Raw genomic sequence first — 23,423 nt, 5'->3', positions numbered from 1 at the left:
TCTGGCGAGCAGGAAGGCGGGTGGAAGTCCACACCCAAAATCGCCATCGTCGAGCGGTGCGTCGTCTCGAAGTCGAACCACGGCGACACGCGTCGTCCCGCTTGGTCTTCGCGTCGTTGGTCCAAACAATCCGACGACGATGCGTCTGACATCATCTGGGGTCGATCAGACCCGTCTCGGGTTCACTCGACTCATGTGCTGTGTCCGCCATGGACGGCGTGATGATCGACATCGGGCGGCGGACTGACGGACGGCGGTGGAAGGGGAAGACTTTGCCCCGGTCGGCCAACGTGCTGGGTTGCCGGGGTGCCGAGTTGCTCAGCCAGCCAGGGCAGGGCATCCCGAAAGGCGGCAGCCGCATACAACCAATCGTGGTTGCCCGATTGTGTGACCACCGCGCAGTCGATGCCGCGGCTGCGGCCCAGATCGCACAGTGTGTGCGCGGCGACGTCCTGGCCGCCGACGTTGGCGTCACGGTCGGCGGCTGGTGCGATCACGAACCGGCCCGAGACCCCCCGGTAGGGGCCGTGCCTGATGATGACGGTGGCCGGATCGAACGACGCCCATGCAGCGGCGTCGCCGCCGAACAGCCTGATGATGGTCTGCTCCTTGGAACCCGCATTCGGACCGGCGTCACCTGCGATGTCCACGAAGGAACTGAATAAATCAGGATGCATCACGGTGAGGTCCAGCGCGCAGGTGCCGCCGGTGGAAAAACCGGCGACTCCCCAGTGCGTCGGATCCGCACTGACCCCGTAGTGCGCGATCATGAACGGGATGACCTCCTTGGTCAGATGATCGGCGGCGTTGCCCTGCACCCCGTTCACACATTCGGTGTCGATGCCGAACGCGCCTCCGGTATCGACGAACACTAGAACCGGTGCGTTTCCCCCGTGCGCCGCCGCGAACTCGTCGGCGGAGGTAGCCGCCCCGCCGATCCGCAGCCAATCGGCCGGGGTGTTGATTTCAGCGCCGATCATCATCACGACGGGCAGCGACGGCGGTGGCATGGTGGCAAACCACGCCGGCGGAAGATACACAAGTTCGCCGCGGTGCCGGAACTTGGACACCTCGTCAGTGACCGACACCGCTACGACCGCGCCGTTGGCCGGCAGCACCGCAGCACGTTGCATCGCGGCGATGGACGCCGGGTCGGCTTCATGAGGCAAACGTCCAGCGGTCAACTGGTTCCAGGCGGAGTACACCGTCGGCACGTAACCAACCCAGCTGTTGAGCAGCAGCGCTGCGCTGAGCAGGCACAGCGCTACGGCCGAACTAGCCGAGCCGCGCCGCCACCATCGCGCACCGCGCCATGACGTCGCCGTGACCACACCGGCGGACGCTGCCAGGCCAAGCCAGAACCACAGCGGACCCGGCGACGCGTCGTTGGCCAGACCGGTTGAGTAGACGTAGTGGTGCGCTCCGGCGGCGGTGAGCACGCCCACCAGGACTGCGGCTGCCAGACGTGGCGTCCACCACCGGCGGAAACTGAGACCGATCGCAAACACGAGCAGCACCGCCGCCGTCACCTGAACCGTCCACGGGAACCAGCCGTGCATCAATGACACGTCCGCGATCCGGTGGCTCACATAGGCGGCCGCATCCCCCAGCCAGCTCACGTCGAACCGACACCAGACGCTCGGCAAAGCGCGCCGCCGGGCGCACCGAACGTGAGGGGCAACTTTGCCCTAGGACGCACCACTGTGCTCAGCCCTTCATCACGTCGACGCTCAACCGACGACCATTGTGCGACCCAGCGGTTGAAGGTTGGCTGAGCGACCCTCCGATTCCCCTCGCCGCGGGGTAAATCCACTTACTTCGCCGCAGGCTGGTCGGTGATGAGCCCAGCAGTCGAGCCGTACGCGCGTGCGTGCATCCACATTTGTGTTTTGCCGATCCTGTGATCAACGCGCGTCCAAGAGTTGGCGCGCCGAACGGGTGTCGTACTGCCTTCCTGACAGGTGCGGCGATTGAAGGTGGTGCGGCGGGGCCCGTCCACTCCGAAAGCACTTGCGCCCTATCTACGCAATCATGGTGTTCGATGACGACGAACTCGGGGCGCCCGGACTTAGGCCAGGGAGTGACGGTGGGATGATGCCCCGGTTGACTCGAAAAGCGGTTTTGGTGGTGATCGGTACCACCATGCTCGTCGTTGCAGCAGTCGATGTGTCTGCCTGCGGGCGGCTTGCACCTGCGGCGCTGCCTTCGACGGCAAGTGTGGCCGCGGTGCCCACTGTCGTCGCGCCCGCGACGGCGAGCGCAGAACCACAGGCGATCGCGCACCCTTCCGATCCCGATCCTAGGGTGGGTGCAATCTTTGTCGGTGACAGCCCGACGCCCACGTGCACCGGATCGGTGCTCCACTCAGACTCGGGTGATCTGATTCTCACCGCCGCTCACTGCCTCCAGGACGGTGTGGACACCACGTTCGTGCCCGGTTTCAGTGGCGACGCCGGGCTGGACGACGCGTGGGGCGTTCAAGCGGTCTATCTCGATCCCCGCTGGGTGAATGTTCAGGATCCGCATGCCGACTACGCGGTCGCACGGGTCGGATCGAAGGCGAGCGCATCGATTGAGTCGCAGGTGGGTGATGGACTGTTGTTGTCGCCGCGGCCGGCCGAAGCCAGCGTCGTCGCTGTCACGGGTTACGGTCTGGGAGACGATTCGCCGATACACTGCCAAGCTGGCACGCGACCAGCTCCGGGCGGCTTCCTGTCGCTGCCCTGCGAGGGCCTGGTCGCCGGAACCAGTGGCGCGCCATGGGTTTCGGGAAGATCCACAGTCGTTGGCCTCACCGGAGGCCCTCACGGGGGCGGTTGTGCGGACGATGTGTCTTACTCACCGCCCTTCGACGACCAGCTGACCGCGCTGTTCAAACGCGCCGAGGAGGGCGGCCCTTCCGATGAAGCGCCCGTACCCTTGCCTGATGGCTGTCCAGTCGCACCCTGACGAGCATCGAAACCACCGTCCGTCGCGCCGCAATCGACTCGTTAGCTGGGGCTGATCCTGGGTGTCCCGGCCCGCACCCGGACGAATACCCCCACCCCCCACGACAGAAAGGTGGCTGACGTCAGGCGCCGGCGGCGGTGATGATGGCGTCGGTGGCGAAGCCGAGAAATAGTCCGGCGAAGATGCCCCATGTGGTGATGGTCTTGAGGTTGGCCTTACGCGATACGGCCAGGAGTTCGATGACGACGTACAGGATGCTGCCAGCGGCCAGTCCCAAGAACCCGATGGAGACTGTGTCGCTGACGAATCGTTGCCCGATCAACGTGCCAATCAGGGTGGGGCCCCCGCCAATGAGCCCGAGCAACGCCAAGAAGCCCCAGCTGGGCCGCTGGCCGGTCAGCGGTGCAACGATGCCGAAGCCCTCGGTCGCGTTGTGCAAGCCGAACCCGATTACCAACATCACGGCCAGGCTGAGATCGCCTGCTGCGGCGGAGTTGCCGATGGCCAGCCCTTCGGCGAAGTTGTGCAACCCGATGCCGACCGCAATCATCAGTGCCAGCCGACCCGAGGCGTCGGCCCAGGTTGTGCCCGTCACGTCCGCCAGCGTCGCAGCGCCCGGGCCGCGCACCGTCGCTGCGCGGTCACGGTTGACGAGTCGGTCCACCCACACCAGCCCGAGCAAGCCCACGCCGATACTGCCCGCCAGAACCAGACCGCCAACCAGTGCTGCGCCGAAGTCTTGGCGCCCAAGGGCCTCGTCAACGGGTTGCCATCCGTGGGTGAGGACATCCCAGACCAGGAAAATCAGGATGCCGGTCGCGACGGCGTTGAGGGCCGTGTTGACTTGCGGCTTCGGTGCCCGCAGTCGACCGATCGGCAGCCCGAGGAAAATGGTGGCCCCGGCGATCAGGCCTAGAACGGCGATCTGGGCGGGTGACACGGCGGCGGCTCTCCTCGGGATCCAAGGCGGCCATGACCACCCTTCGGACGTAGCATCTAGGGTAGCCTAACCTCTGCGTAGCCAACCCCACGCGTCGAGGACTTCCCGGGTCAACCCCCATACGGACACTGAGTTGCCTTTGAACGCGCAGCTTCGCGGTGACTGTCTTCGACCCGGACGCGCCGACCGCGTCGGGCTTCTGGCATTGGGCAGTGGTCGCTCTCCCCTCGACCACGCGATGGGTTCGACTGACGTCGTGCCGTTCCTCGTCGAGACGGAGTTGATCAAGCTCGGCTCCAAGTACTCGAAGATCGGCGATTTCGAGCCGTACACCGTGACGGACGGTCTGCTGATCACCGGTCAGAACCCCGCATCGGCCAAAGGCTCGGCGCAGGCGCTGCTGCAGCACCTTTTGGTGTCGCCCTAACCGACCATGCGGGACTGCAACGGAACGGACCGTAGGCGCGACACCCACTCCCTGCAATCGCTCGGAACACGAGTAGGTGTGCGCAGCCTATGAGGCAGGCGGACACCATGGCCGGGGAGCCAAGTGTCGTCGATCCAGCAGCGGACGACCGCGCCATCCGATCAGTTCGACTACTGCTGCGACGTTGCGCCTGCTGCAGCTGTGGGCGGTCTGGCCGTGACCGCTTGTCACCATCGCGCGGCAATGTTGGCGGCGATCTGGTCGGCGATCGTCAACGCCGAATTCATGGGGGCGGCGCTGCAGGTGTTTACGTCGATGACCACGTTGTTGCGCTGCGCCAATGCGCGTCCGCAGCCCCAACCGGGGGCGGCAGCATCGTGTTCGGTAGTCGTGGTACTCAGTGCGCGGTTGGCGTTGGACATCTGCCCGACGGACCACGTCGTCCCGCTCTCCAAATGGGTGTACTGACGACACGCCGACCACTGCTGGGCGGAGGCGTCGAGGAAGGCACCGGCCTTCTCGGGAGTGGGAAAGAGCACCACTGCCTGCTTGAGGTAGTGCGTGAACTCATCGCCGTCGTTGAGGCTTTGATCGTGCTCCGCCCATGATCCGCTATCGGCATACACGGCGGCCTCGGCCGCGCCGTCGAGGGCCAGGCACTCGGCTGGCGCCATCGTGGCGCTGTTGTCCGACATCGAGGTCTGGTCGCGTATCACGCCATCGCCGTTGCACCCATGGCGGCGTTCACCTGCTTGGCGCCGAGCAGTACTGCAGCCAACTCACGCGCGACGAGAGGACGGGGAATCATCGTCTCGGTGGTCGCCGTCTCGGCGTTGACCGTGGCGTCGTCGCAGCCGGCGACGACAAGAACGCAGGCGACCGCCACTGAGACTGTGACCATGAGTTGGCGCATGTGAGCCTCCCGCTGCGGTCGAGCCTGGTGTGGGGCGATCGTGCGCCGTGGCCCTGCTGCTTGTAAGTAAGAGTCGATGGTGAGGCACCGCGGCCGCCACATGCGTTATGTCGGGCGGCATTTCGAGGTAGCGATGAACAACCGTTCTAATAACGCTCTGTAATGAGGGATCGAACCGGACTGTGGAATTCCAGAAGTTCCGAGCCTGCTGCCGGCCGCCGACACGCCGGCGGTCGTAAGAAACCACTGCGACCCAAGTGATCTCAACAGGCATCGGCGCCGGGTGCAGGACGGGGTCGGGGACGCTGGCGTGGCCACCGACAGCTTCCGCAAGACCGTCGCTTCCTCACCAACGGCGGCGGCCTGTCCGCACAGCTTCGCGCCGACACCTCGGCCACCTCAGCGTGTCCAGGACGCAGGAGGGGTACATGGCCCGAGGTCGAAGCGACATCGAGTCGGTGGACCTTCTTCCAAACCGACCCACCGGAACTGTGCAGCCGTCCAAGATTCTGCCGGGAGGCTGGCTGGGAGACGTTAGCGTCGTGGAATGGCGATTCGGTTGCTGCACCGATGCTCCGGGATGACGACGGTGGAACCCGGCAGCGCGGGAGAGTGTACGCGGGACCATGGATGTGACACGGTCGCCACGTTCTCGACGGCGACGAATGCGTCAAGATGGTTCGCAACGGCGACTGGGTGGCTACCGCGCAGCCCATCGTCTTGTGAGTGGGCGTCATTGACGCCACGCCTTGCACCTACTACATCCCGATCCCATCGTCGCGGCTGGAGTTCCAATCCTGGCTCGACGCTCGCGCGCGATCCCGCCCATTCGCGGCGCCCATGCTGCGAGCCACTCCGTCGACCGCCTTCTGCCATTCGGCGTACGCGGTGACCCGCTGCTGAACCGCCGATTCCCGTTCGGCCAGTAGCCCCGCAATGCGGTCAGGTAGGAGTTTTCGCGGCGTGTGAGCGGCGACCTGATGGGCGGTGACGGGGACGTCGTCGCGAATCGTGATGATGGCGCGCGCAAGTTGGCCCGCTTGAAAGTTGGTGCCGCGCTGCAGGACGTGCGGGCCATCGTCGGTCGTGGGGCGGTATTCCTGTTCGGTGGCGCGTTCGTAGAGGTAGGCGGTGTTGGCGTCGCGGGCGCGGGTCATGGCGACGTACAGCAAGGAACGACTGGTGTTCTCCCCGAGCACAGCGTGTGTGGCGTCGGCGGTGACCCCCTGCGCCGAGTGCACCGTGGAGGCGTAGCCGTGGGTGACGTGCTCACGGACGTAGTCGGCGTCGAACACCGCACCAGCATGGTCGGACAATCGTTCGGCGGCAATCCGATTCGAGCTGGGGTCGACGGCGGCGACGCGCCACCGGTCGCCGTTGCGCACCGGATCTGCTGCCGCGTCGTGGTCGTCGGCCCGCCGGACGTCGACGGCGGGGTCGTTGCGGCGGGACAGGATCAGATCCCCTGCGGCGATGCGCTGCCCACGCGTCGCGATCACGGACGGCGCGCCCGCCGGGATCGTGTCGTCGTGAATGCGGCGGTTCAGCGCGTCGGCCATCTCGGTGGTGTCGCACAGCAGCAGTGCGTCCTTGCCGACCGCGACGTCCTTCCGGTAACCGTCGAGGGCATCGGTGGCCATGGCGATCTGATCCCCGCACCGCAGCCGGTCATGGTCGCGGTACCAGTCGACGGCCCTGCCGACCGCCTCCGGCTCGCCATTGCGCAACGCCAGCGACGCGGCACGTTCCTCTGGGTTGCGCATCCGCCAGACTTCCGAGAGGTGCTGCGTCCACGGCAGATCGGCACACAGCTGGGCGAACATCCCGCCGCGGGCTTTGACCGGGGCGAGTTGGTGGGGATCGCCGACGAGGACGGTCTTGACTCCGGCGGTGGTAGTGGCGGTGAGGAGTTGGCGGAGGTCGTCGGTGCCGACCATCCCGGCCTCGTCGACCACCACCAGCGTCCCGCGATCGAGTGTCAGGGTGCCGCTCCGGAGATCCTGCAGGGCCTTGGCGATGGTGAACCCCTTATCGCCGGCGCCCTCACGTACCGCGACGTCAACGGCCCGCCCGGTCGGGGCAAGCACCAGCACGCGGGCTCCGGGACGCCGGTGCGCGGCGGCACGCAACGCTCGCAGTGAAGTGGTCTTGCCCGCACCCGCCGGCGCCGACAGCGGCTGCACCAACCACGGCGACCGACCAATGTTCTCCACCGCGACCCTCTGGTCCGGCGAGAGACCGCGAGTGTCCTCCTCCTTCACCCACAGCTGTGCCCGGTCATCCCGGGCGTCGGCCAGATCCAGCACCGCGACTTCCTCGGCCAAGATCCGACTCAGGGTGAACCGCTCGTGGCCTTCCATCTGGTGTTTCTGTCGGGGAGCGGTCAGCCGCATGCCGAGCTCGTCGACCGCCGCTTCCACCGCCTCCCGCGGTGAGCGGTCCCCGTCGACGGGGAGCTGCGCGCCGATGATCTCCACCAGATCCGCCCGGGTGAACGCGGCCTTGTCAATCTTCTCAGCCGCATCGGCCAGGCGCGTGCGGTCCAACGGGGTGCGTGCGGCCGCGCGGCGGGCCGCGCGCGCCCAGTCGAAGGACGCGCGGTCCAGACGCACCCCCCGCGCATCGGCCCGCCACTGTTGCAACAGCTCGGGCCACGACAGCTCTTCGGGTTTGGTGGGTCGGGTGGCCTTCTGCGCGGCCGCGAGCTGCGCCGCGCTCAACGGTCCGTCTTGCACGCGCAGGTTCCGTGCGGCCCACTCCCGCAACTGAGACGACCGCCGCGACCACGCGGTGATCGACGTGCGGTCGATCCCGGCGAGTTCGGCCATCCCGGTGTGTGGGTCCACCGGTTCCCACTCGAACCCCAACGACTGGTGCAGTTCTCGCCGCAGAGTGGCCTGATAGATCACTCCGGCGGCTTTGGCTTCGTGATAGAGCGAGGTGCCGTCGATGGACACCAAGGCGCCGTCGGCGCGGGCTTGCCGGTTGGGGACGATGACGTGGGTGTGTAAGTGCGGATCCCCGCAGCGCGACGTCTCGTGCTGATACGCCACCGCCACCAGACCCGGGAGGTGCACAAGGTCCTTCTGCTCGGTGACCGGGTTGTGCACCCGGGTGTACCCGGCGTGGGCGGCGAGGTACTCCATCGCCTCGGCCATCGCGGTGGTGTGCGCGTCGGCGATCCCCTTCGACACCACGTCGTCAGCTCTGACCGCACGGATCACCGACACACTCTTCGGCGCGCCGAACGTCAAGTCATAGCCATGCACCCCTTGCGCACCCAGCGATCGGCCCCGAGCCCCGTTCGGGGCGACCCCGTCGTCGAGCCAGCGCGCCACCACCCCGGCATCGGCCTCACCCCCCGCGCGCTGGGTGTCCGAAAGCCCCACCAACCCGGCCGACGTGCGGGTGTCACCCGCGCACAACCACACCGGGGTGCGGGTGTCGTGCTCGGAGTAGTACTCCCCCAACCCACCACCGGCCCGCTGAAAGTCAGCAGTGGCGCGCTGCGCCGATTGGGCGGTGTCCAGGTAATAGCTGATCGACCACCGCTTCAACTTCGAGATCGTCAACACCGCAGCCACCAACCCAGGTATCAAACCCCAAGTCAGAACGACTGCCCCGCCGTCACTTTCAGCCACGCCCCACACGCAACCACCACCAGTATCGCACCATGTGCAAATGTGCCACTGCAGTTTCTTGGCGACTGGGGGTGAGGGGTCGAATGTCCGGAAGAGTCTGAGGTGAGGGGAATTTGACCGTGGAAGTGGGCTGAGAGGCTGTGGATAAGCGGAGGCCTGTGGATGGCTTCCAGTGGATGTGTGGTGAAGCATGGCGAAGGACTGGCCGGCAAAGCGGTTTCTGGTACGCCGGTATCACGAATGGCCTCAGCACGCACAATTCTGCATTGAGTGTCAGCCGTGAGATTTACAGTTGTGTCAGCCCACTCTTGAGATTGAAGCGGGCTCGCGACGAGGATCCGCATAGGGGCGACGAGACGCACACTGGGGAGATCGCAGAGACGCATCGCGACAATTCGACACACCTGAGAGTGATGAGACCCAATGGAAGACAACGTATTCAACGAACTCCCGTTGCTCCTTGCCGTGCCGCGTGCGGCGCAGCTCCTCGGTATCAGTCGCGCCGCGGCCTATCGGCTGGTTTCCACGGGCGAAATTCCGACTCGCCGTCTCGGCGGCCGGGTCTACGTCGTGACCTCGGGACTGCGCGATCTGATGGCGTCATGAAGGGCGCCGTCTACTCGCGTGGTAGGACATGGACTTACAGGTTTCGTGCTCCAGAACGCGATTCTGCGACCGGTGAGTTCCCCTGGGTGACCAAGGGTGGGTTTCCGACCGAAAAGGAAGCTTGGAAAGCCTGCCGCGAGGCAATGCGTGAGGCCGACCGTGGCCGAATCATGAAACCCTCGAACCGAACTCTCGCCGAATTCTTGAACGAGTGGCTGGTCGCCGTTGAACCGACGGTGGACGCGAGCACCTGGCAAAGCTGGCGTGACTACGCGCGGGCATACGTCATTCCTCGCATCGGCGGCAGCCGCCTCCAGGGTCTCAACGAACCGGAACTGCTCAAGCTCTACGGAAAGCTCCTTGCCGAGGGACGGGTGAAGCGCGACCGCGACTCCGACATGTACGCCTACTGGACGAGCGAGGCCGCCAAGGGGAAGGCTCCGACGCCGCGAGCGGTCGCGGTGGCCTGTGACGTCACGATCCACGCGGCACGCGCAGCGGTACGGCGCTACCAGTCCGGCGTGATCCCCAAGAAGACTCCGCCAGGCCTGGCGCCCAAGACGGTTCGCAACGTCCATGCGATGCTCCATCGCGCGCTGGTGGACGCCGTCGCATGGAAGTACATCACCGACAATCCGGCGAGCAACGTCAAGCCGCCCAAGGTTGCCCGAACCCGTCGAAAGGTATGGACGACTGAGGACATCCAGACGTTCCTCGCCTCGATTCAGAGTGATCGGTTCGCCGCCCTGTTCCTCCTCGAGCTGACCACCGGTATTCGCCGCGGCCAGATGTGCGGGCTGAAATGGTCCTCCGTGGACCTAGGAGCCGGTGAGATCACCGTGCACGACAATCGAGTCGTCGTCGGAGGACGCGTGCGCAACGAATCCGGCGGCAAGACCAAGAACGCCGACCAGACGATCTCCATCGACCGTGCGACGGTCGCGGCTCTTCGCGGTTGGAAGGAGATCCAGGATCGCGAGCGGGCGTTCTTCGGCACCGACTACCACGCCGGCGATTACGTGTTCACCTTCGAGGACGGCCGCCCACCTCACCCGGACACCATCAGACAGCGATTCGACCGCCTGGCGGCCGCCAACGGCCTCGCCCGCATCACGTTCCACGATCTCCGCCATTCGTACGCGACGGCGGCTCTCAAGGCTGGCGTGAACCCCAAGGTGGTCAGTGACCGCATCGGTCACGCCAACGTGGGTTTCTTCCTGGAGACCTACGCCCATGTCCTCAAGAAGGACGATCGCGAGGCAGCAGAGCAGGCAGCCTCGTTCCTGCTAGGTCCAGACCTGTATCCCGCCGCGGACGGCGTTCACGAGACGTGACGTTCACAAATCCGTTCACAAGTGGCATGAAAACGGCCCCCGGAGGGATCTCCGAGGGCCGTTTTGCCTAGTAGCGGGGACAGGATTCGAACCTGCGACCTCTGGGTTATGAGCCCAGCGAGCTACCGAGCTGCTCCACCCCGCGACGGGTGAACACAAGGTTACCGAGCAGCCCCCATACCTCCAAATCGGCTGCTCAGCGCATCACGGAGGCCGGATCGTAGCGTCGGGCGAGTGCCCTCAACCAGTGCAGCGCGTCCTCGTTGTAGCAGCGCGCGGGACGGCCCGGATCGTTGGACGCCGCGAAGTTGGGCATCTGCCCACCCGTCGCCCACGGCGCCACCGCGGCGACCAGGTCGGCGGCGTGGGCGGCGACGGCCTCACCGGCCGGCGGGGCGAGCACGCCGATGACCGACAGCGCGTAGGCGGCGTTGCGATGGCAGAACGCGCTACGGTGCCGCGGCTCGCGCGCCAACTCCCCACCGAGAAGCCGCAGTTCGACGATCGTCTGCGGCGACCCCGACCCCGGCCCACACGCGGCGAGGATCGCGTCGACCGTCTCGGCGGTCAGCTCGCGCAGCAGCGCGTGGTCTTCGTGGGTGGGCATCGGGTCCACGGGGTCGGCGTGGACCGCACCGATCGCCGCGTACGGCAGCACCCCGACGGCGTCGATCAGCACCGGTGCGGCCTCGCGCATCGGCTGCAGCAGCAGCTGAGCCTCCGCGACGTCACCCACCGCCGTGTACCGCACCGCGACCGTCATCCGACCCGCCAGCGGCTCGGGGATGCCCGGCAGCGGCGGCAGCTGCTGGATGCAGATCGAGGTGTTGACGGTGTCGGGCAGGTCGGCCGTCCACCGCTGCCACTCCCCCATGACGTCGCCGGCGTGCCCCCCGTCGAAGAAGAGTGCGCCACCAAAGAATTCGCTGATCGGCAGCAGGTCGATCTCCACCGTGGTGACCACGCCCAGCGTCGACTTGCCGCCCCGCACGCCCCAGAACAGGTCGGCATGCTCCTCGGGCGTCACGCGCAGCACCTCGCCGGCACCGGTGACCAGCTCGAAGGCCCGGACGTGGTCGGCGGACAGCCCCACGGTGCGCACCAGCGGACCGATTCCCCCGCCGGTGAGGAAGCCGACGACGCCCACCGCGGGAGCCGAACCACACAGCGGCGCCAGACCGTGCGGCGTGGCCGCGTCCAACACCGTCTGCCACCGGACGCCGGCTCCCACGCGAGCGGTCCGCGCGTCGGGGTCGACCACGCATTCGCTCAGCCCGGCGGTCAACACCAACACCGTGTCGGCACCGATCGGGACGGCGCCGTGACCGGTCGCCTGCACCGCCACCCGCAAGCCTCGCTCACCGGCGAACCGCATGACCTCGGCGACGTGGGTCGCCGTGGCCGCCAGGACCACCGCAGCGGGGCGCACGGGCACCGCCACGTTCCACGGCGCCGCCCGGTCGTAGACACGCTCTCCAGGCAGCGCGACGGGTGCGCTGACGTAGCTGCGCAACAGCTCCAGGCCGTCGGCGTCGATCATGGTCACGGAATTCATCGGGGATCCTTTCAACGGGACTCTGTCGTCGACCGAAAGGATCACGCGCGGCGCTTGGACGTTTCTTGGACCCGCGGCTCCAAGAATCGACCAACGGCGGTCAGGCGAGCGCGAGCGCGGCGGCTTCCACCCCGAGCATTCCGAGGCGCCGGGCGTCGACCGCGACCTCCGCCGCCAGGGCGCGCCGCTCGACAGCCGACTCGCTCAACTCCGCGGCCAGCAGCGCGCACCGCACCAACGTCGGTGTCGCACCGGTCCGCTCGGCGACGTCCCTGGCCCGCGCCGCGTCGGCCCGCGCCTGGTCGCGGTCACCGGCGAGCAGGTGCAGCCGGGCCGTCGCCAGCGCCACCGGCCCCACGACGCCAATCTGGCCGACCACGGCGATCCGGTCGCCGAACGGTTGCAGCTCCTCCAGGAGCGCGTCGGCGTAGCGCGTCAGCCCGCTGTCCGCGGCGAGGTGGGCGAGCAACACGAGGTGCCCCAGCGTCGTCCACACGTGGGGCCGCACCCGCGTGGCCAGCCAGTCCGACAGCAACGCCTCGGCGACCGACGCCACCTCCGGCCCGTCGGCGACGGTCAGCAGGGAGGTCCTGACCAGGTCCGCCATGCTCTGCCCCCCGGTCTCCGGCGTGGCCGCCATCGTCAGCCACTGCGGGTCGATGGGACCGCCGGTCTCCCGCAGCAACGACACCTCTGCCATCAAACCGCTACCGGCGCCGTACAATTCGGTCTGCTCGTGAACGTGGGCCGCGATGCGGTGGTGCCGCTCGGCTTCGGCGAAGTCACCGCGCCACACCGCGAGCACCGCCTCCATCCAGCGCAACTGGGCCCGCATCACCGGCAACACCAGCGCCTCGCTGCCCTCGATGCCGACCGCCAAGCGGCGCGCCGCCGCGTCGACGTCGCCCAGGTTCATCTCGGACATCGTGCACACGGAATTCGAGATCACCCGATCCTCGCGGGAGCGACTGTGCCGCAGCGCGTTCAGGCGCTCAGCCCAGACGAGGGTGCGCTCACTGGCGGTCGCCACCCCGGAGTAGGTGATCAGGCGTCCCGTCAGCACGTCGGCGAGGACGTCGGGATCGCCGGTCGACTCGGCAAGCTGCTCGGCCCGGTCCAGATACGCCGCCGGCACCTCGGGGTCCGGGTTGTAGCAGTGTCCCACCGCCAGCGCGGCCAGTACGCGAGCGCCCGCACCGACATCCCGGTCGGCCACCTCCGCCGCATCCTCCAGCACCCTCAGCAGGTCGCCGGGGTCCTCCCCCGGTGCGAGCCACGGCCACGCACCGCTGGCCCGCAGCAGCGCACTGGCCACCAAGCCCGCGGTCGTCGTCCGCCCCGCCCGAAGCGCCTCGATCAGGTACCGCTCTACGGTCGTGAGGACCAATCGTCCTCTGCCAGCACGGGAATGGGCCTCGAGCATTGCCACCGTCAGCGCGTCCCGTTCGCCCTCGTCGCGCGCCGAGGCGGGCAGTCGGTCGTAGGCGTCCAGCGCGGCCTGCCACCACGTCGCCGCGATGTCGGAACTCCACCGCTCGGTGGCCTCCTCGGCCGCGCGACGACACGCCTCGACCACGACGTCGGGTTCCACCAACGGCTGCGCCGCCACCAGGTGCACCGCCCGCCGCGTCAGCGCGTCGGCCCCCACGCCGTCGGCCAACACCTCGGCGACCCTGGCGTGCAGGCGTTGTCGGCGAAGTGCCGGCATGCTGGCGATCAGCTGTTCGCGCAGCAGTCCGTGGGCGAAGGCGTACCCGTCACCGGTGTGTGACGGCACCACGATGCGTTCGTCGGCGGCCTCGTCGAGGTAGTCGGCCAGGGTGTCCACCTCGAGGCGGGTGGCCTTCGCGAGCACCGCCACGTCGACGTCGTCGCCGACGACCGCCGCGGTGCGCAGCATCTGCAGGACGGCCGGGTCCAGCCCGGCGAAGCGCCGGTCCAGCACCGACTTCACCGCAACGGGAATCTCGTTGCCCTGCCGCTCGTCTCGCGGCAGCCGCGCGTATTCGCACACGAAGAACGGGTTGCCCCCGGTTCGCTCGGCGAGGGTGGCCGCCTCGGCCGGGGTGACGGTCTCGTCGGCGACCTGAGTCGCCAGCGCGGCCACGTCGAGCGTCGACAGTGCGGGCACCTCGACGTGCCGGTTGCGCGCGCCGCGGGCGACCGTGCCGAGCAGCCGCCTCAGTTCGGGGGTGTGTTCGCCGTCGCGGACGGTCACCACGATCGCGACGGGATGGTCCCGCAGGGCGCCTGCTACGTAGGCCAGGCAGCTCGTCGACGCCGAATCCGCCCACTGCACGTCGTCGACGACGACGGCCCGGACGTCGCGCACCGACTCGAGCAGGCTCTGAACCCGTTCGTAGACACGGAATCTCGCCGTGTCGGGGTCCGCGTCATCCGGCACCTGCAGAAACTCGTCGGCGTCGGCGCCCAGCGCCCGCACCAGCTGGCGCATCGGCCACCACGGCGGGGTCGCCGACTCGTCGGGACAGCTGATCCACACCACCCGGCCGTCGACCTCGGCGACCCGCCCGGCCACCTCCTCGGCCAGCCGGGTCTTACCGATCCCCGGCGGACCCGACAGCACCAGCCACCGCGTCGCACCGCCGGACACGTCGGCGAGAAGTCCGGCGACCGTGGCCAACTCGCGTTGCCGTCCGACCAGAGTGCCGTGCCGCGGCGACTCGACCGGTTCGGCCGCCACCGGCGTCGTGACCGTCGGGGTGGCCACCTCGGCGGCCCCCGTCCATTCCGGAGGTCGCGGCCACGCGGCGAGTTCCGGCGCCTGCCGCAGGATGGCGGTCTGCAGCTCTCGCAGCTCCGAACCCGGCTGCAGCCCCAGCTCGTCGTCCAGCGTGCGGGCGTGGCGGGTGTAGGCCTCCAGCGCGTCGGAGGTCCGGCCGGCCCGGTAGAGCGCCAAGACGTGCAACCAGCAGGCGCGGTCGGACAACGGATCCGCCGCGTTCAGCCGAGTGGCCGCCGCCAGCGCAAGGGGCACCCGACCCGTAGCCAACAGCGCGGTGATGCGGTAGTCGAGGCAGTCCTGCCGCATCGCCTCGGCCGCCGACGCCTCCGGGCCGACCCACGGCTGGTCCCGGAGATCCTCCAGAAAGTTCCCGCGCCACAACGACATTGCGGCGTCGGTCCGCTCGAGCGCCACGTGCCAGTCGTGCGCTTCCACCGCCGACGCCGCGCGTCCGACCGCCGAAGCGAAGACGCTCAGGTCGACGTCGTCCGGGTCGGCGGCCAAGTAGTACCCCGGCGACTGCCGAACGATCGGCGAGGCGGACGCCGCCTCCGCGGTTCCCGAGCCGCCGCGAAGCGCCCGACGCAGATTCGACACGTAGGCCTGCAGACTGGCCGTCGCGCTCCCCGGGACCTCGTCGCCCCACACCGCGTCGACCAGCCGGTCGACGGAGACGACCCGCCCCTGGGCCAGCAGCAGCACCGCGAGCACGGCGCGCTGCTTGAGCGGGCCGACGTCGACCGGCGCCTCGGAGTCCCCGCGCACCACCCTCAGTGGCCCGAGCACCCGATAACGCACCGAACGACCCTAGGGGACTACTTCGCCTCGCGGTACTTGGCCATGGCGTCGTCCAAGTTCTGCAACGCCTGACCGTACTCGGCGAAGTTGCCACTCTGCTGAGCCGTCTGCATGGCGTCCAGTGCCGTCTGAACGCCCTGCAGCGCCGCAGCCTTCGCCGCCGACAGCTGGGTCGGTCCGCCCGGGACGGCCACCGGAGTGGGCACCTCGGGGGCCTGACCCTGCTGGTTGGCAGGCGGTGGGGCCGGCGGCTGGCCGGGCTGCGGGTTCGCCGCCGCGGCGGCCGGCGGTTGACCGTTCGGCAGCAGCGTCGGGGCGGGACCGGTCGCCGTGGCTCCCGCACCCGCACCGAACAATTCGTCCAGCGCGTCGCTGACCGTCGGGCCGTAGCCGACCTTGTCGTTGTACATCATCGCCACGCGAATCAGGCGTGGGTACGACGACGCCGCGTCACTGGCACCCGGCGAGGCGTAGACCGGCGCGACGTAGAGCAGACCGCCCTGCGCCACCGGCAACGTCAGCAGATTGCCCCAGCGGATGCGGTTCTGGTTGTCGCGGCCGATGACGCCGAGGTCCTGGCTGACCGCGGTGTCGGTGCTGATCGCGTTGAAGGCCAGCTTCGGACCGTTCACCTGACCCGGGATGGTCAGCACCGTGATCTTGCCGTAGGTGGCCGGATCCGAACTCGCGCTGATGTAGGCCGCCAGGAAGTCTCGGCGGAATCTGTTCATCGCGCTCGTCAGCTGGAACGAGGCCGAATTGTCGTTGGACGCAATGTCCTTGGCGACGATGTAGTACGGCGGCTGGAAACTGCTGGCCGTCGGGTTGGGGTCCAGCGGCACGTCCCAGAAGTCCGACGTCGAGAAGAACGTCACCGGGTCGTTGACGTGATACTTCGCCAACAGCGCCCGTTGCACCTTGAACAGGTCCTCGGGATAGCGCAGGTGCTGCTGCAGCTCCGGCGAGATGTCCGACTTCGGCTTCACCGTGCCGGGGAAGACCGCCTCCCACGCCTTGAGCACGGGGTCGGTCTCGTCCTGGGCGTACAGCGTGACGGTGCCGTCGTAGGCGTCGACGGTGGCCTTGACCGAGTTGCGGATGTAGGACACCTGCTTGTCCAGCGCCAGGCGGTTTAGCGCCACCTCGTTGGAGTCGGCCGTCGCCGAGGACAGCGACGTCAACTCCGAGTACGGGATGTTGTCCAGGGTGGTGTACCCGTCGACGATCCAGACCATCCTCTTGTTGACGATGGCCGGGTACACGCTGGTGTCGGTGGTCAGCCACGGGGCGACCGCCTCGACGCGCTTCGCCGGGTCGCGGTTGAAGAGGATCTTGCTGTTCTCGCCGATCACGTTGGAGAACAGGAAGTTCCGCTCGGCGTACTTGGCCGCGAACACGCTGCGCGCAAGCCAGTTGCCGACCGGCACGCCACCGCTGCCGCTGTAGGTGTAGTTCTTCGTGTCGGTGTTGGTCTCGTAGTCGTACTCGCGGTCGGCGCCGTTCTTGCCGACGATCGCGTAGTCCTCGGCCGTGTCGGCGATGACGGGGCCGTAGTAGATGCGCGGCTGGTCCAGCGGTGCCGGCCCCGGCGACACGACACTGCCGTTGGCGCCGACGACGCTCGCCAGGAACTCGGGATAGCCGCCGTTCTGGTTGGGATCGTTCGCGACGCCGCGGACCGTGTTGGCTGGGGAGGCGATGAAGCCGTTGCCGTGGGTGTAGACGGTGTGGCGGTTGATCCAGTCGCGCTGGTTCTCGATCAACCGGTCGGGGTTGAGTTCCCGCGCCGCGACCACGTAGTCACGCAGGTTCCCGTTGGAGTCGTAGCGGTCGATCGACAGCTGATCGGGGAACGAGTAGAAGTTCTTGCCCTGCTGGAACTGCGTGAACGCAGGGCCGACGATGGTGGGGTCGAGCAGTCGGATGTTCGACGTCGTCGCCCGGTCCGAGGCCACCTGTTGCGCGGTGGTGGCCGCGTCGCCGGTGTAGTCGCGGTAGGTGACGTTCTGGTCGGTGAGCCCGTAGGCCTGCCGAGTCGCGGTGATGCTGCGACTGATGTATTCGCTTTCCTTCTGCGCGGCATTGGGTTTGACGCTGAACTGCTCGACGATCAACGGCCAGCCCGCACCGACGATCAACGAGCTCAGCAGCAAGAGCACCACCCCGATGGCGGGAATTCGCAAGTCGCGGAGTACGACGGCGGAGAACACCGCCACCGCACAGATCAGAGCGATGGCCAACAGGATCAACTTGGCGGGCAGCACGGCGTTGATGTCGGTGTAGCCGGCGCCGGTGAACGGCTTGCCGCCGCGCGTGTGGCTGAGCAGTTCGTAGCGGTCCAGCCAGTACGCGAACGCCTTGAGCAGCACCAGCGTGCCGACCAGGGTGACGAGCTGAATGCGCGCCGAGCGGCTCAGCGCGCCGGTGCGACCGGCCAGCCGGATGCCACCGAAGAGGTAGTGCCCCAGCAGATTCGCCACCAGGGCGAGGAACGTCGCGACGAACAGGAAGTTCAGCACCAGCCGGTAGAACGGCAGGTCGAAGGCGTAGAAGCCGAGGTCCATGCCGAACTGCGGATCGGCCACCCCGAAGTCGCCGCCGTGCAGGAACAACTGCACCTGCACCCAATAGGTCTGCCCCACCAGTCCGGCGAGCAGACCGATGAAGATGGGCACGCCGACGCCGAACAGCCGCAGCCGGGCCATCACCGAGGTGCGGTACCGGGCGACCGGGTCGTTGGGTCCCACGGTGGGGACGAACACCGGGCGATTGCGATAGGCGAGCGCCATCCCGGCGAACACCACGCCGCCGATGAGGAGCGCCGTCACCAGGAACACGATCACCCGGGTCATCAGGGTCGTGGTGAACACCGACCGGTATCCGAGTTCGCCGAACCACAGCCAGTCCACGTAGGTGTCGATCAGGCGCGGGCCGATCAGCAGCAGGAGCACCACCGCAAGGGCGAACCCGATCAGAATCCGGCTACGTCGAGTCAGCTTCGGCATTCGCGCCGCAGGCCGCATCCCCACTCGTCAACTCCAGTCGGTCGTCACGCCGCGGTTCGGCGTGCCATAACTCTACGCATCCGCACCAAAGCGGTTTCTCAGCAATGGGGTGGTTCGCCACCAGCCGAATAGGTCTTCAATGCGTCGACGGCGCCGGTCAGGTTCTCCACTTTGATCAACTTCAGATCGTCCTCGTGGGCGGTGTTGGCCTCGTCGCAATTCTCGGCGGGCACCAGGAACACCGTCGCCCCGGCTTCCTTCGCGGCGTAGATCTTGTGGGTGATGCCGCCGATCGGCCCGACCTTCCCGTCGACGCTGATGGTGCCGGTACCCGCGACGAACTTGCCGCCGTTGAGGTCACCGGTGGTCAGCTTGTCCACGACCGCGAGGCTGAACATCAGCCCGGCCGACGGGCCGCCGATGTTGGCCAGGTTGAAGTCGACGGTGAACGGCGCCCATGGCGCGTCGACCACACCGACGCCGAGAAACCCGTAGTCGCGATCCTGGTTCTTGCCCAACGTGATGGTCGCGGTGCCGATGGAACCGCCCTTGCGGCGGTAGTCGACCACCAGCTGGTCACCGGGCTTGGTGGCCTTGAGGACGGCGGTGAACTCCTCGAGGTTGGCCACCGGCTTGTCGTCGACCAGGTCGATGGCGTCGCCCTCCTCCAACTTGCCCGCAGAGGGGCCCGGGTCGGAAACGGTCTGGACGGTGACCGCCCTGGGGTACTTCAGGTAGCCGAGCGCCGCGTACTCCGCGCTGTCCTCGGACCGCTTGAAGTCGCTGGTGTTCTCCTTGTCGATGTCGTCCTTGCTCTTGTCCGGCGGGTAGACCAGATCGCGGGGCACCAGCTGCTCGGTGCCCGACATCCAGAGTCGCAGCGCCTGCCCGAGCGTGAGGCCGTCGCTCTGGCTGACCGTCGTCATGTTCAGGTTGCCCGACGTCGGTCTCACGTCCGTGCCCTTGACATCGACGACCTCTTTCCCCTCGACCTCGCCGAGGGTGTTGAACGTCGGACCCGGACCGAGCCCCACGAACGGCACCCGCACCGCCGAGAGCAGCAGACCGAAGGCGACGATCGGGACCAACGCCACCACCAGCGTCATCATGCGCCGGTTCAATCCACCCATCACGGTGCCCACAGTAGGGGTCCGTTCGGACCCGTTCACTCTCGGCGTGACCGCGAGCCCACGCCGAGCGCGTCCGGTGAGTACCGTGGACGCCATGCCTGACCAGCCTTTCGGCTTCTCTTCCTCAGACGGTAAGGGAGACGACCCCGACCGAGACGACCGCAAGAAGGATCCCAACGCGGGGTCGTCACCGGATCCGTTCGGATTCGGCGGCGGCGACTTCGACATGAACAACCTCGGACAGATCTTCTCCAAGCTCGGCGAGATGTTCAGCGGCGCAGGCACCTCGATGGCCGGCGGCGCGCAGTCCGGCCCCGTCAACTACGACCTGGCGCGTCAGCTCGCGTCCAGTTCGATCGGGTTCGTCAAGCCCGTGCCCGAGCAGACCAGCGCGGCGATCGCCGACGCGGTACGGCTGGCCGACACGTGGCTCGACGGCGTCACTCCCCTGCCCGCGGGCACCACCAGCTCGGTCGCGTGGACGCCCAGCGACTGGGTCGACAACACCCTCGCCACCTGGAAGAGGTTGTGCGACCCGGTCGCCGAGCAGATGTCGACGGTGTGGGCGCAGGCCCTGCCCGAGGAGGCCCGGGCGATGGCCGGCCCGCTGATGGCGATGATGACGCAGATGGGCGGCATGGCCTTCGGGTCGCAGCTCGGCCAGGCACTCGGCACGTTGTCGCGAGAGGTGTTGACCTCCACCGACATTGGCTTGCCGCTGGGCCCCAAGGGCGTGGCCGCCCTGATGCCGGAGGCCATCGAGTCGCTCGCCGAGGGGCTCGAGCAGCCGCGCAGCGAGATCATGATGTTCCTCGCGGCCCGGGAGGCGGCACACCATCGACTGTTCAGTCACGTGCCGTGGCTGGCGACACAGCTCCTCAGCGCCGTCGAGGCCTTCGCCCGCGGGATGAAGGTCGACATGAGCGGCATCGAGGACTTCGCGCAGGGCTTCAACCCCGCGTCGCTGTCCGACCCGACGGCGATGGAGCAGCTGCTCAACCAGGGCATCTTCGAGCCGAAGTCCACCCCCGAACAGGTCGTCGCCCTCGAACGCCTCGAGACGCTCCTGGCCCTCATCGAGGGGTGGGTGCAGACGGTGGTGACCGACGCCCTCGGCGACCGCATCCCCGGGACCGTCGCGCTGAGCGAGACGCTCCGCCGCCGCCGCGCGACCGGCGGACCCGCCGAGCAGACGTTCGCGACGCTGGTCGGTCTGGAACTGCGACCCCGCAAACTGCGGGAGGCCGCGGTGTTGTGGGAGCGGCTGACCCAAGCCGTCGGCGCGGACGCCCGTGACGCGGTGTGGCAGCACCCCGACCTGCTGCCGGGCTCCGACGACCTCGACGAACCCGCCGGTTTCATCGACCGCGTGGTGGGTGGCGACACCAGCGGCATCGACCAGGCGATCGCCGACCTCGAGAAGGACTTCGACGGCGAGCTGGGCCCCGACACCGGGCCTGTGGATAACTAAAGCGCCGCTGGGCGGTCCCGTGGCAGAGTCGGCGCATGTCGAGCCACACGCTCAATCCGGCCATGCCGGTGCTCGTCAGACCAGACGGTGCGGTGCAGGTGGGCTGGGATCCGCGGCGCGCCATGCTCGTAGAGCCACCCGACGGCTTGTCCGCCACCGCCCTGGCCGATCTTCTGCGCGCCATGCAATGCGGGGTGAGCGCCCGGGAATTGTGCGCGCTGGCGGTCGACCGGGGCATCGCCGACGTCACCGCGGTGACCGACCTGGTCAGCTCGCTCGTCGAGCAGGGACTCGCGACGGCGACGCCGCCGCGCACCCGATCGGCGTTCATTCGCATCCACGGCCGCGGTCCCCTGTCGGACCTGCTGGCGGGCGCGCTGCGCTGTTCGGGGGCCCGCGTGACGCAGAGCAGGCTCAACCACGCGGGTGGCACGCCGGGGACCACCGACCTGGTGGTGCTGTCGGACTTCCTGGCCGCCGACCCGCATCTGCTACGTGAGCTGCATCGGGACCGGATACCGCACCTGCCCGTCTACGTGCGGGACGGCACCGGGCTTGTCGGTCCCCTGGTGATCCCCGGGGTGACCAGTTGTCTCGGATGCGCCGACCTCTATCGCAGTGACCGCGACGCGGCGTGGCCGGCGGTGGCCGCGCAGTTGCGCGACGCCGTCGGCAGCGCCGACCGCGCCACGATGCTGGGCACCGCGGCGTTGGCCCTGAGCCAGGTGGACCGCGTGATGGCGGCCGTGCGCGAATCCGGGGACCCGAGCCGGGCAGGCGATCCACCGCCCACCCTCGACACCACCCTGGAGTTCGACGTGCGCACCGGGTCGACGACCAGCCGACGGTGGACGCGTCACCCGCGGTGCGCCTGCTGAGCCCTGGCCTGTTTGGCGACGGCGAAGGTGCCCACCACGTCGGCAAACCTCTTGACGTCCGAGAGCCGATGGGCGCCAACGAGTTTGCCCACGACCGACCACCGCGATTCCGACCGCGCCAGCCTCAGTACGCGCACCGGCACGGCGAACACGCGGGTGCTCGACTGCGCGTCGGCGACGATGTCGACCTGCATCGGCCGGCCGTCGACGCGAAACACCGTGATCGCCCGTCGCTTCTTCGACACCCGGATCCGCCCCACGTCGGCCTGGCCGCCGGCACCGATCTGGATGACGCCGTCGCGTAGCGGCACACTGAGTTCAACTGTCCCACAGGCCATCTCGTCGAGTCGTTCGGAACGGAACGCCTCAGTTGTGGCTGCCGACATGGCGTCTCGCGTCCCACCACACGTGCAGCGGGGCGTCCCAGTCGCCGCGTTCGAGCCATCGGCACACCGCGAGAACGTCACCGGAGCCGACCGGCCCGAGCCGTCGAGCCGGCCCGTCGGGCCTGCGGTCGACGTCGCAGGGTTGCACCACGACGGTGACACGGCCCGGGGCCGACCCGGCGCAGGCGTGGCGCTCCCACGGGCAGCCGGTGGTGATCAGCATTCCGTGCCGGCTGCGGCGGACCGCGGCCCGCAGGGCGTCGAGGGCGGCCGAGCCTCCGTCCGACGCGCAGGCCCCGCATACGACGACCGTGTAGGGCTTCATCGTTTCGCCCGCAGTCGGGCGACCACCGCTTCGATGCCGTCGCGGTCGATCACCTTGATGCCCTTGGCACTGACCCGAATCGTGATGCGGCGGCCCTCCGACGGCAGGTAATAGGTCTTGCGTTGCACGTTGGGCGACCAGCGCCTGCGAGTGCGACGCCCCGAGTGGGACACCGCGTTGCCAAAGTGAGGTGTGCGGCCGGTGACCTGACAATGTGCGGACACGTTCTACTCCTTATCGACAATCATTTTCGACAACCCCCGCCGTGGACTGTACTGTCCAAACGACATTAATGACAATGATTACCAATAAGGAGGAG

At 68.0% G+C, this 23,423-nt stretch carries 18 protein-coding genes, 1 tRNA gene and 1 pseudogene; 7 read left to right on the top strand and 13 right to left on the bottom strand.

Features of this window, described 5'->3' with window-relative positions; genetic code table 11:
* Positions 1-191 precede the first annotated feature (191 nt).
* Positions 192-1,559, bottom strand: a complete 1,368-nt coding sequence (locus H7J06_RS09405; RefSeq protein WP_264038783.1) for an alpha/beta hydrolase — start codon at positions 1,557-1,559, stop codon at positions 192-194.
* A gap of 535 nt (positions 1,560-2,094) precedes the next feature.
* Between H7J06_RS09405 and H7J06_RS09400 the strand changes: the two genes are divergently transcribed.
* Positions 2,095-2,949, top strand: coding sequence for a trypsin-like serine peptidase (locus H7J06_RS09400; protein WP_264038782.1), 855 nt, complete (start codon positions 2,095-2,097; stop codon positions 2,947-2,949).
* A 121-nt stretch (positions 2,950-3,070) separates the two neighbouring features.
* Here the strand turns inward: H7J06_RS09400 and H7J06_RS09395 are convergent, their stop codons facing one another.
* Complete coding sequence (locus H7J06_RS09395) at positions 3,071-3,889, bottom strand: ZIP family metal transporter (protein WP_264038482.1); 819 nt, start codon at positions 3,887-3,889, stop codon at positions 3,071-3,073.
* Positions 3,890-4,032: 143 nt separating this feature from the next.
* On the opposite strand from H7J06_RS09395, the pseudogene H7J06_RS09390 reads away from it, so the two are divergent.
* A pseudogene (locus tag H7J06_RS09390) lies at positions 4,033-4,122 on the top strand (YbhB/YbcL family Raf kinase inhibitor-like protein); the annotation flags it as partial.
* A gap of 5 nt (positions 4,123-4,127) precedes the next feature.
* On the top strand, positions 4,128-4,316 hold the full coding sequence (locus H7J06_RS09385; RefSeq protein WP_264038481.1) for a type 1 glutamine amidotransferase family protein: 189 nt from the start codon (positions 4,128-4,130) through the stop codon (positions 4,314-4,316).
* A gap of 227 nt (positions 4,317-4,543) precedes the next feature.
* Here H7J06_RS09385 and H7J06_RS09380 read toward each other — a convergent pair whose 3' ends face one another.
* The 3 genes from H7J06_RS09380 to mobF form a co-directional block, all read right to left on the bottom strand.
* Positions 4,544-5,011: a sensor domain-containing protein gene (locus H7J06_RS09380; RefSeq protein ID WP_308205743.1), complete on the bottom strand. Its 468-nt coding sequence runs from the start codon at positions 5,009-5,011 to the stop codon at positions 4,544-4,546.
* A 17-nt stretch (positions 5,012-5,028) separates the two neighbouring features.
* Entirely contained in the window at positions 5,029-5,217 is a 189-nt protein-coding gene (locus H7J06_RS32340; protein ID WP_308205742.1) for a hypothetical protein, read from the bottom strand.
* A 770-nt stretch (positions 5,218-5,987) separates the two neighbouring features.
* On the bottom strand, positions 5,988-8,804 hold the full coding sequence (mobF, locus tag H7J06_RS09375) for a MobF family relaxase (RefSeq protein WP_264038480.1): 2,817 nt from the start codon (positions 8,802-8,804) through the stop codon (positions 5,988-5,990).
* Between the two features lie 489 nt (positions 8,805-9,293).
* On the opposite strand from mobF, the gene H7J06_RS09370 reads away from it, so the two are divergent.
* Positions 9,294-9,476, top strand: coding sequence for a helix-turn-helix domain-containing protein (locus H7J06_RS09370; protein WP_264038479.1), 183 nt, complete (start codon positions 9,294-9,296; stop codon positions 9,474-9,476).
* Between the two features lie 170 nt (positions 9,477-9,646).
* Complete coding sequence (locus H7J06_RS09365; RefSeq protein ID WP_264038478.1) at positions 9,647-10,810, top strand: site-specific integrase; 1,164 nt, start codon at positions 9,647-9,649, stop codon at positions 10,808-10,810.
* 71 nt (positions 10,811-10,881) lie between these two features.
* Here the strand turns inward: H7J06_RS09365 and H7J06_RS09360 are convergent.
* From H7J06_RS09360 to H7J06_RS09340, 5 genes are all read right to left on the bottom strand, one after another.
* A tRNA-Met gene (locus tag H7J06_RS09360) sits at positions 10,882-10,955 on the bottom strand.
* 51 nt (positions 10,956-11,006) lie between these two features.
* The gene (locus tag H7J06_RS09355) at positions 11,007-12,365 is read right to left on the bottom strand and encodes an FAD-binding oxidoreductase (protein WP_264038477.1); all 1,359 of its coding nucleotides are present in this window, start codon (positions 12,363-12,365) and stop codon (positions 11,007-11,009) included.
* Positions 12,366-12,465: 100 nt separating this feature from the next.
* Positions 12,466-15,909 (bottom strand): ATP-binding protein, encoded by a 3,444-nt coding sequence (locus H7J06_RS09350; RefSeq protein WP_264038475.1) that lies wholly within the window; start codon positions 15,907-15,909, stop codon positions 12,466-12,468.
* A gap of 17 nt (positions 15,910-15,926) precedes the next feature.
* Entirely contained in the window at positions 15,927-18,938 is a 3,012-nt protein-coding gene (locus tag H7J06_RS09345; protein WP_264038474.1) for a UPF0182 family protein, read from the bottom strand.
* A 74-nt stretch (positions 18,939-19,012) separates the two neighbouring features.
* Complete coding sequence (locus H7J06_RS09340) at positions 19,013-20,035, bottom strand: YlbL family protein (protein ID WP_264038780.1); 1,023 nt, start codon at positions 20,033-20,035, stop codon at positions 19,013-19,015.
* Positions 20,036-20,138: 103 nt separating this feature from the next.
* On the opposite strand from H7J06_RS09340, the gene H7J06_RS09335 reads away from it, so the two are divergent.
* Together H7J06_RS09335 and H7J06_RS09330 are read left to right on the top strand one after the other, a co-directional pair.
* Positions 20,139-21,515, top strand: a complete 1,377-nt coding sequence (locus H7J06_RS09335) for a zinc-dependent metalloprotease (RefSeq protein WP_275079162.1) — start codon at positions 20,139-20,141, stop codon at positions 21,513-21,515.
* 35 nt (positions 21,516-21,550) lie between these two features.
* The gene (locus H7J06_RS09330; RefSeq protein WP_264038471.1) at positions 21,551-22,393 is read left to right on the top strand and encodes a TOMM precursor leader peptide-binding protein; all 843 of its coding nucleotides are present in this window, start codon (positions 21,551-21,553) and stop codon (positions 22,391-22,393) included.
* On the opposite strand, the gene H7J06_RS09325 is transcribed toward H7J06_RS09330, so the two are convergent.
* From H7J06_RS09325 to rpmB, 3 genes are read right to left on the bottom strand one after another with little or no spacing between them, the layout of a single operon-like run.
* On the bottom strand, positions 22,372-22,779 hold the full coding sequence (locus H7J06_RS09325) for a hypothetical protein (RefSeq protein WP_264038470.1): 408 nt from the start codon (positions 22,777-22,779) through the stop codon (positions 22,372-22,374). The two genes, H7J06_RS09330 and H7J06_RS09325, sit on opposite strands and share 22 nt — an antisense overlap.
* The gene (locus H7J06_RS09320; protein WP_264038469.1) at positions 22,760-23,104 is read right to left on the bottom strand and encodes a hypothetical protein; all 345 of its coding nucleotides are present in this window, start codon (positions 23,102-23,104) and stop codon (positions 22,760-22,762) included. The genes H7J06_RS09325 and H7J06_RS09320 overlap by 20 nt, the downstream gene beginning before the upstream one ends.
* Positions 23,101-23,328, bottom strand: a complete 228-nt coding sequence (rpmB, locus tag H7J06_RS09315) for a 50S ribosomal protein L28 (protein WP_264038467.1) — start codon at positions 23,326-23,328, stop codon at positions 23,101-23,103. The genes H7J06_RS09320 and rpmB overlap by 4 nt, the downstream gene beginning before the upstream one ends.
* Positions 23,329-23,423: the final 95 nt, after the last annotated feature.

The organism is Mycolicibacterium hodleri (genome assembly GCF_025822245.1).
GTDB classification, from domain to species: Bacteria; Actinomycetota; Actinomycetes; order Mycobacteriales; family Mycobacteriaceae; genus Mycobacterium; species Mycobacterium hodleri.
This window is presented reverse-complemented; position numbering and strand designations above follow the sequence as displayed.

Coding starts and splice junctions, on each gene's coding strand:
- H7J06_RS09405 (WP_264038783.1), bottom strand. CDS start 1,559: ATGCACGGCTGGTTCCCGTGGACGGTTCAGGTGACGGCGGCGGTGCTG.
- H7J06_RS09400 (WP_264038782.1), top strand. CDS start 2,095: ATGCCCCGGTTGACTCGAAAAGCGGTTTTGGTGGTGATCGGTACCACC.
- H7J06_RS09385 (WP_264038481.1), top strand. CDS start 4,128: ATGGGTTCGACTGACGTCGTGCCGTTCCTCGTCGAGACGGAGTTGATC.
- H7J06_RS09380 (WP_308205743.1), bottom strand. CDS start 5,011: ATGTCGGACAACAGCGCCACGATGGCGCCAGCCGAGTGCCTGGCCCTC.
- H7J06_RS32340 (WP_308205742.1), bottom strand. CDS start 5,217: ATGGTCACAGTCTCAGTGGCGGTCGCCTGCGTTCTTGTCGTCGCCGGC.
- H7J06_RS09370 (WP_264038479.1), top strand. CDS start 9,294: ATGGAAGACAACGTATTCAACGAACTCCCGTTGCTCCTTGCCGTGCCG.
- H7J06_RS09365 (WP_264038478.1), top strand. CDS start 9,647: ATGAAACCCTCGAACCGAACTCTCGCCGAATTCTTGAACGAGTGGCTG.
- H7J06_RS09355 (WP_264038477.1), bottom strand. CDS start 12,365: ATGAATTCCGTGACCATGATCGACGCCGACGGCCTGGAGCTGTTGCGC.
- H7J06_RS09335 (WP_275079162.1), top strand. CDS start 20,139: ATGCCTGACCAGCCTTTCGGCTTCTCTTCCTCAGACGGTAAGGGAGAC.
- H7J06_RS09330 (WP_264038471.1), top strand. CDS start 21,551: ATGTCGAGCCACACGCTCAATCCGGCCATGCCGGTGCTCGTCAGACCA.
- H7J06_RS09325 (WP_264038470.1), bottom strand. CDS start 22,779: ATGTCGGCAGCCACAACTGAGGCGTTCCGTTCCGAACGACTCGACGAG.
- H7J06_RS09320 (WP_264038469.1), bottom strand. CDS start 23,104: ATGAAGCCCTACACGGTCGTCGTATGCGGGGCCTGCGCGTCGGACGGA.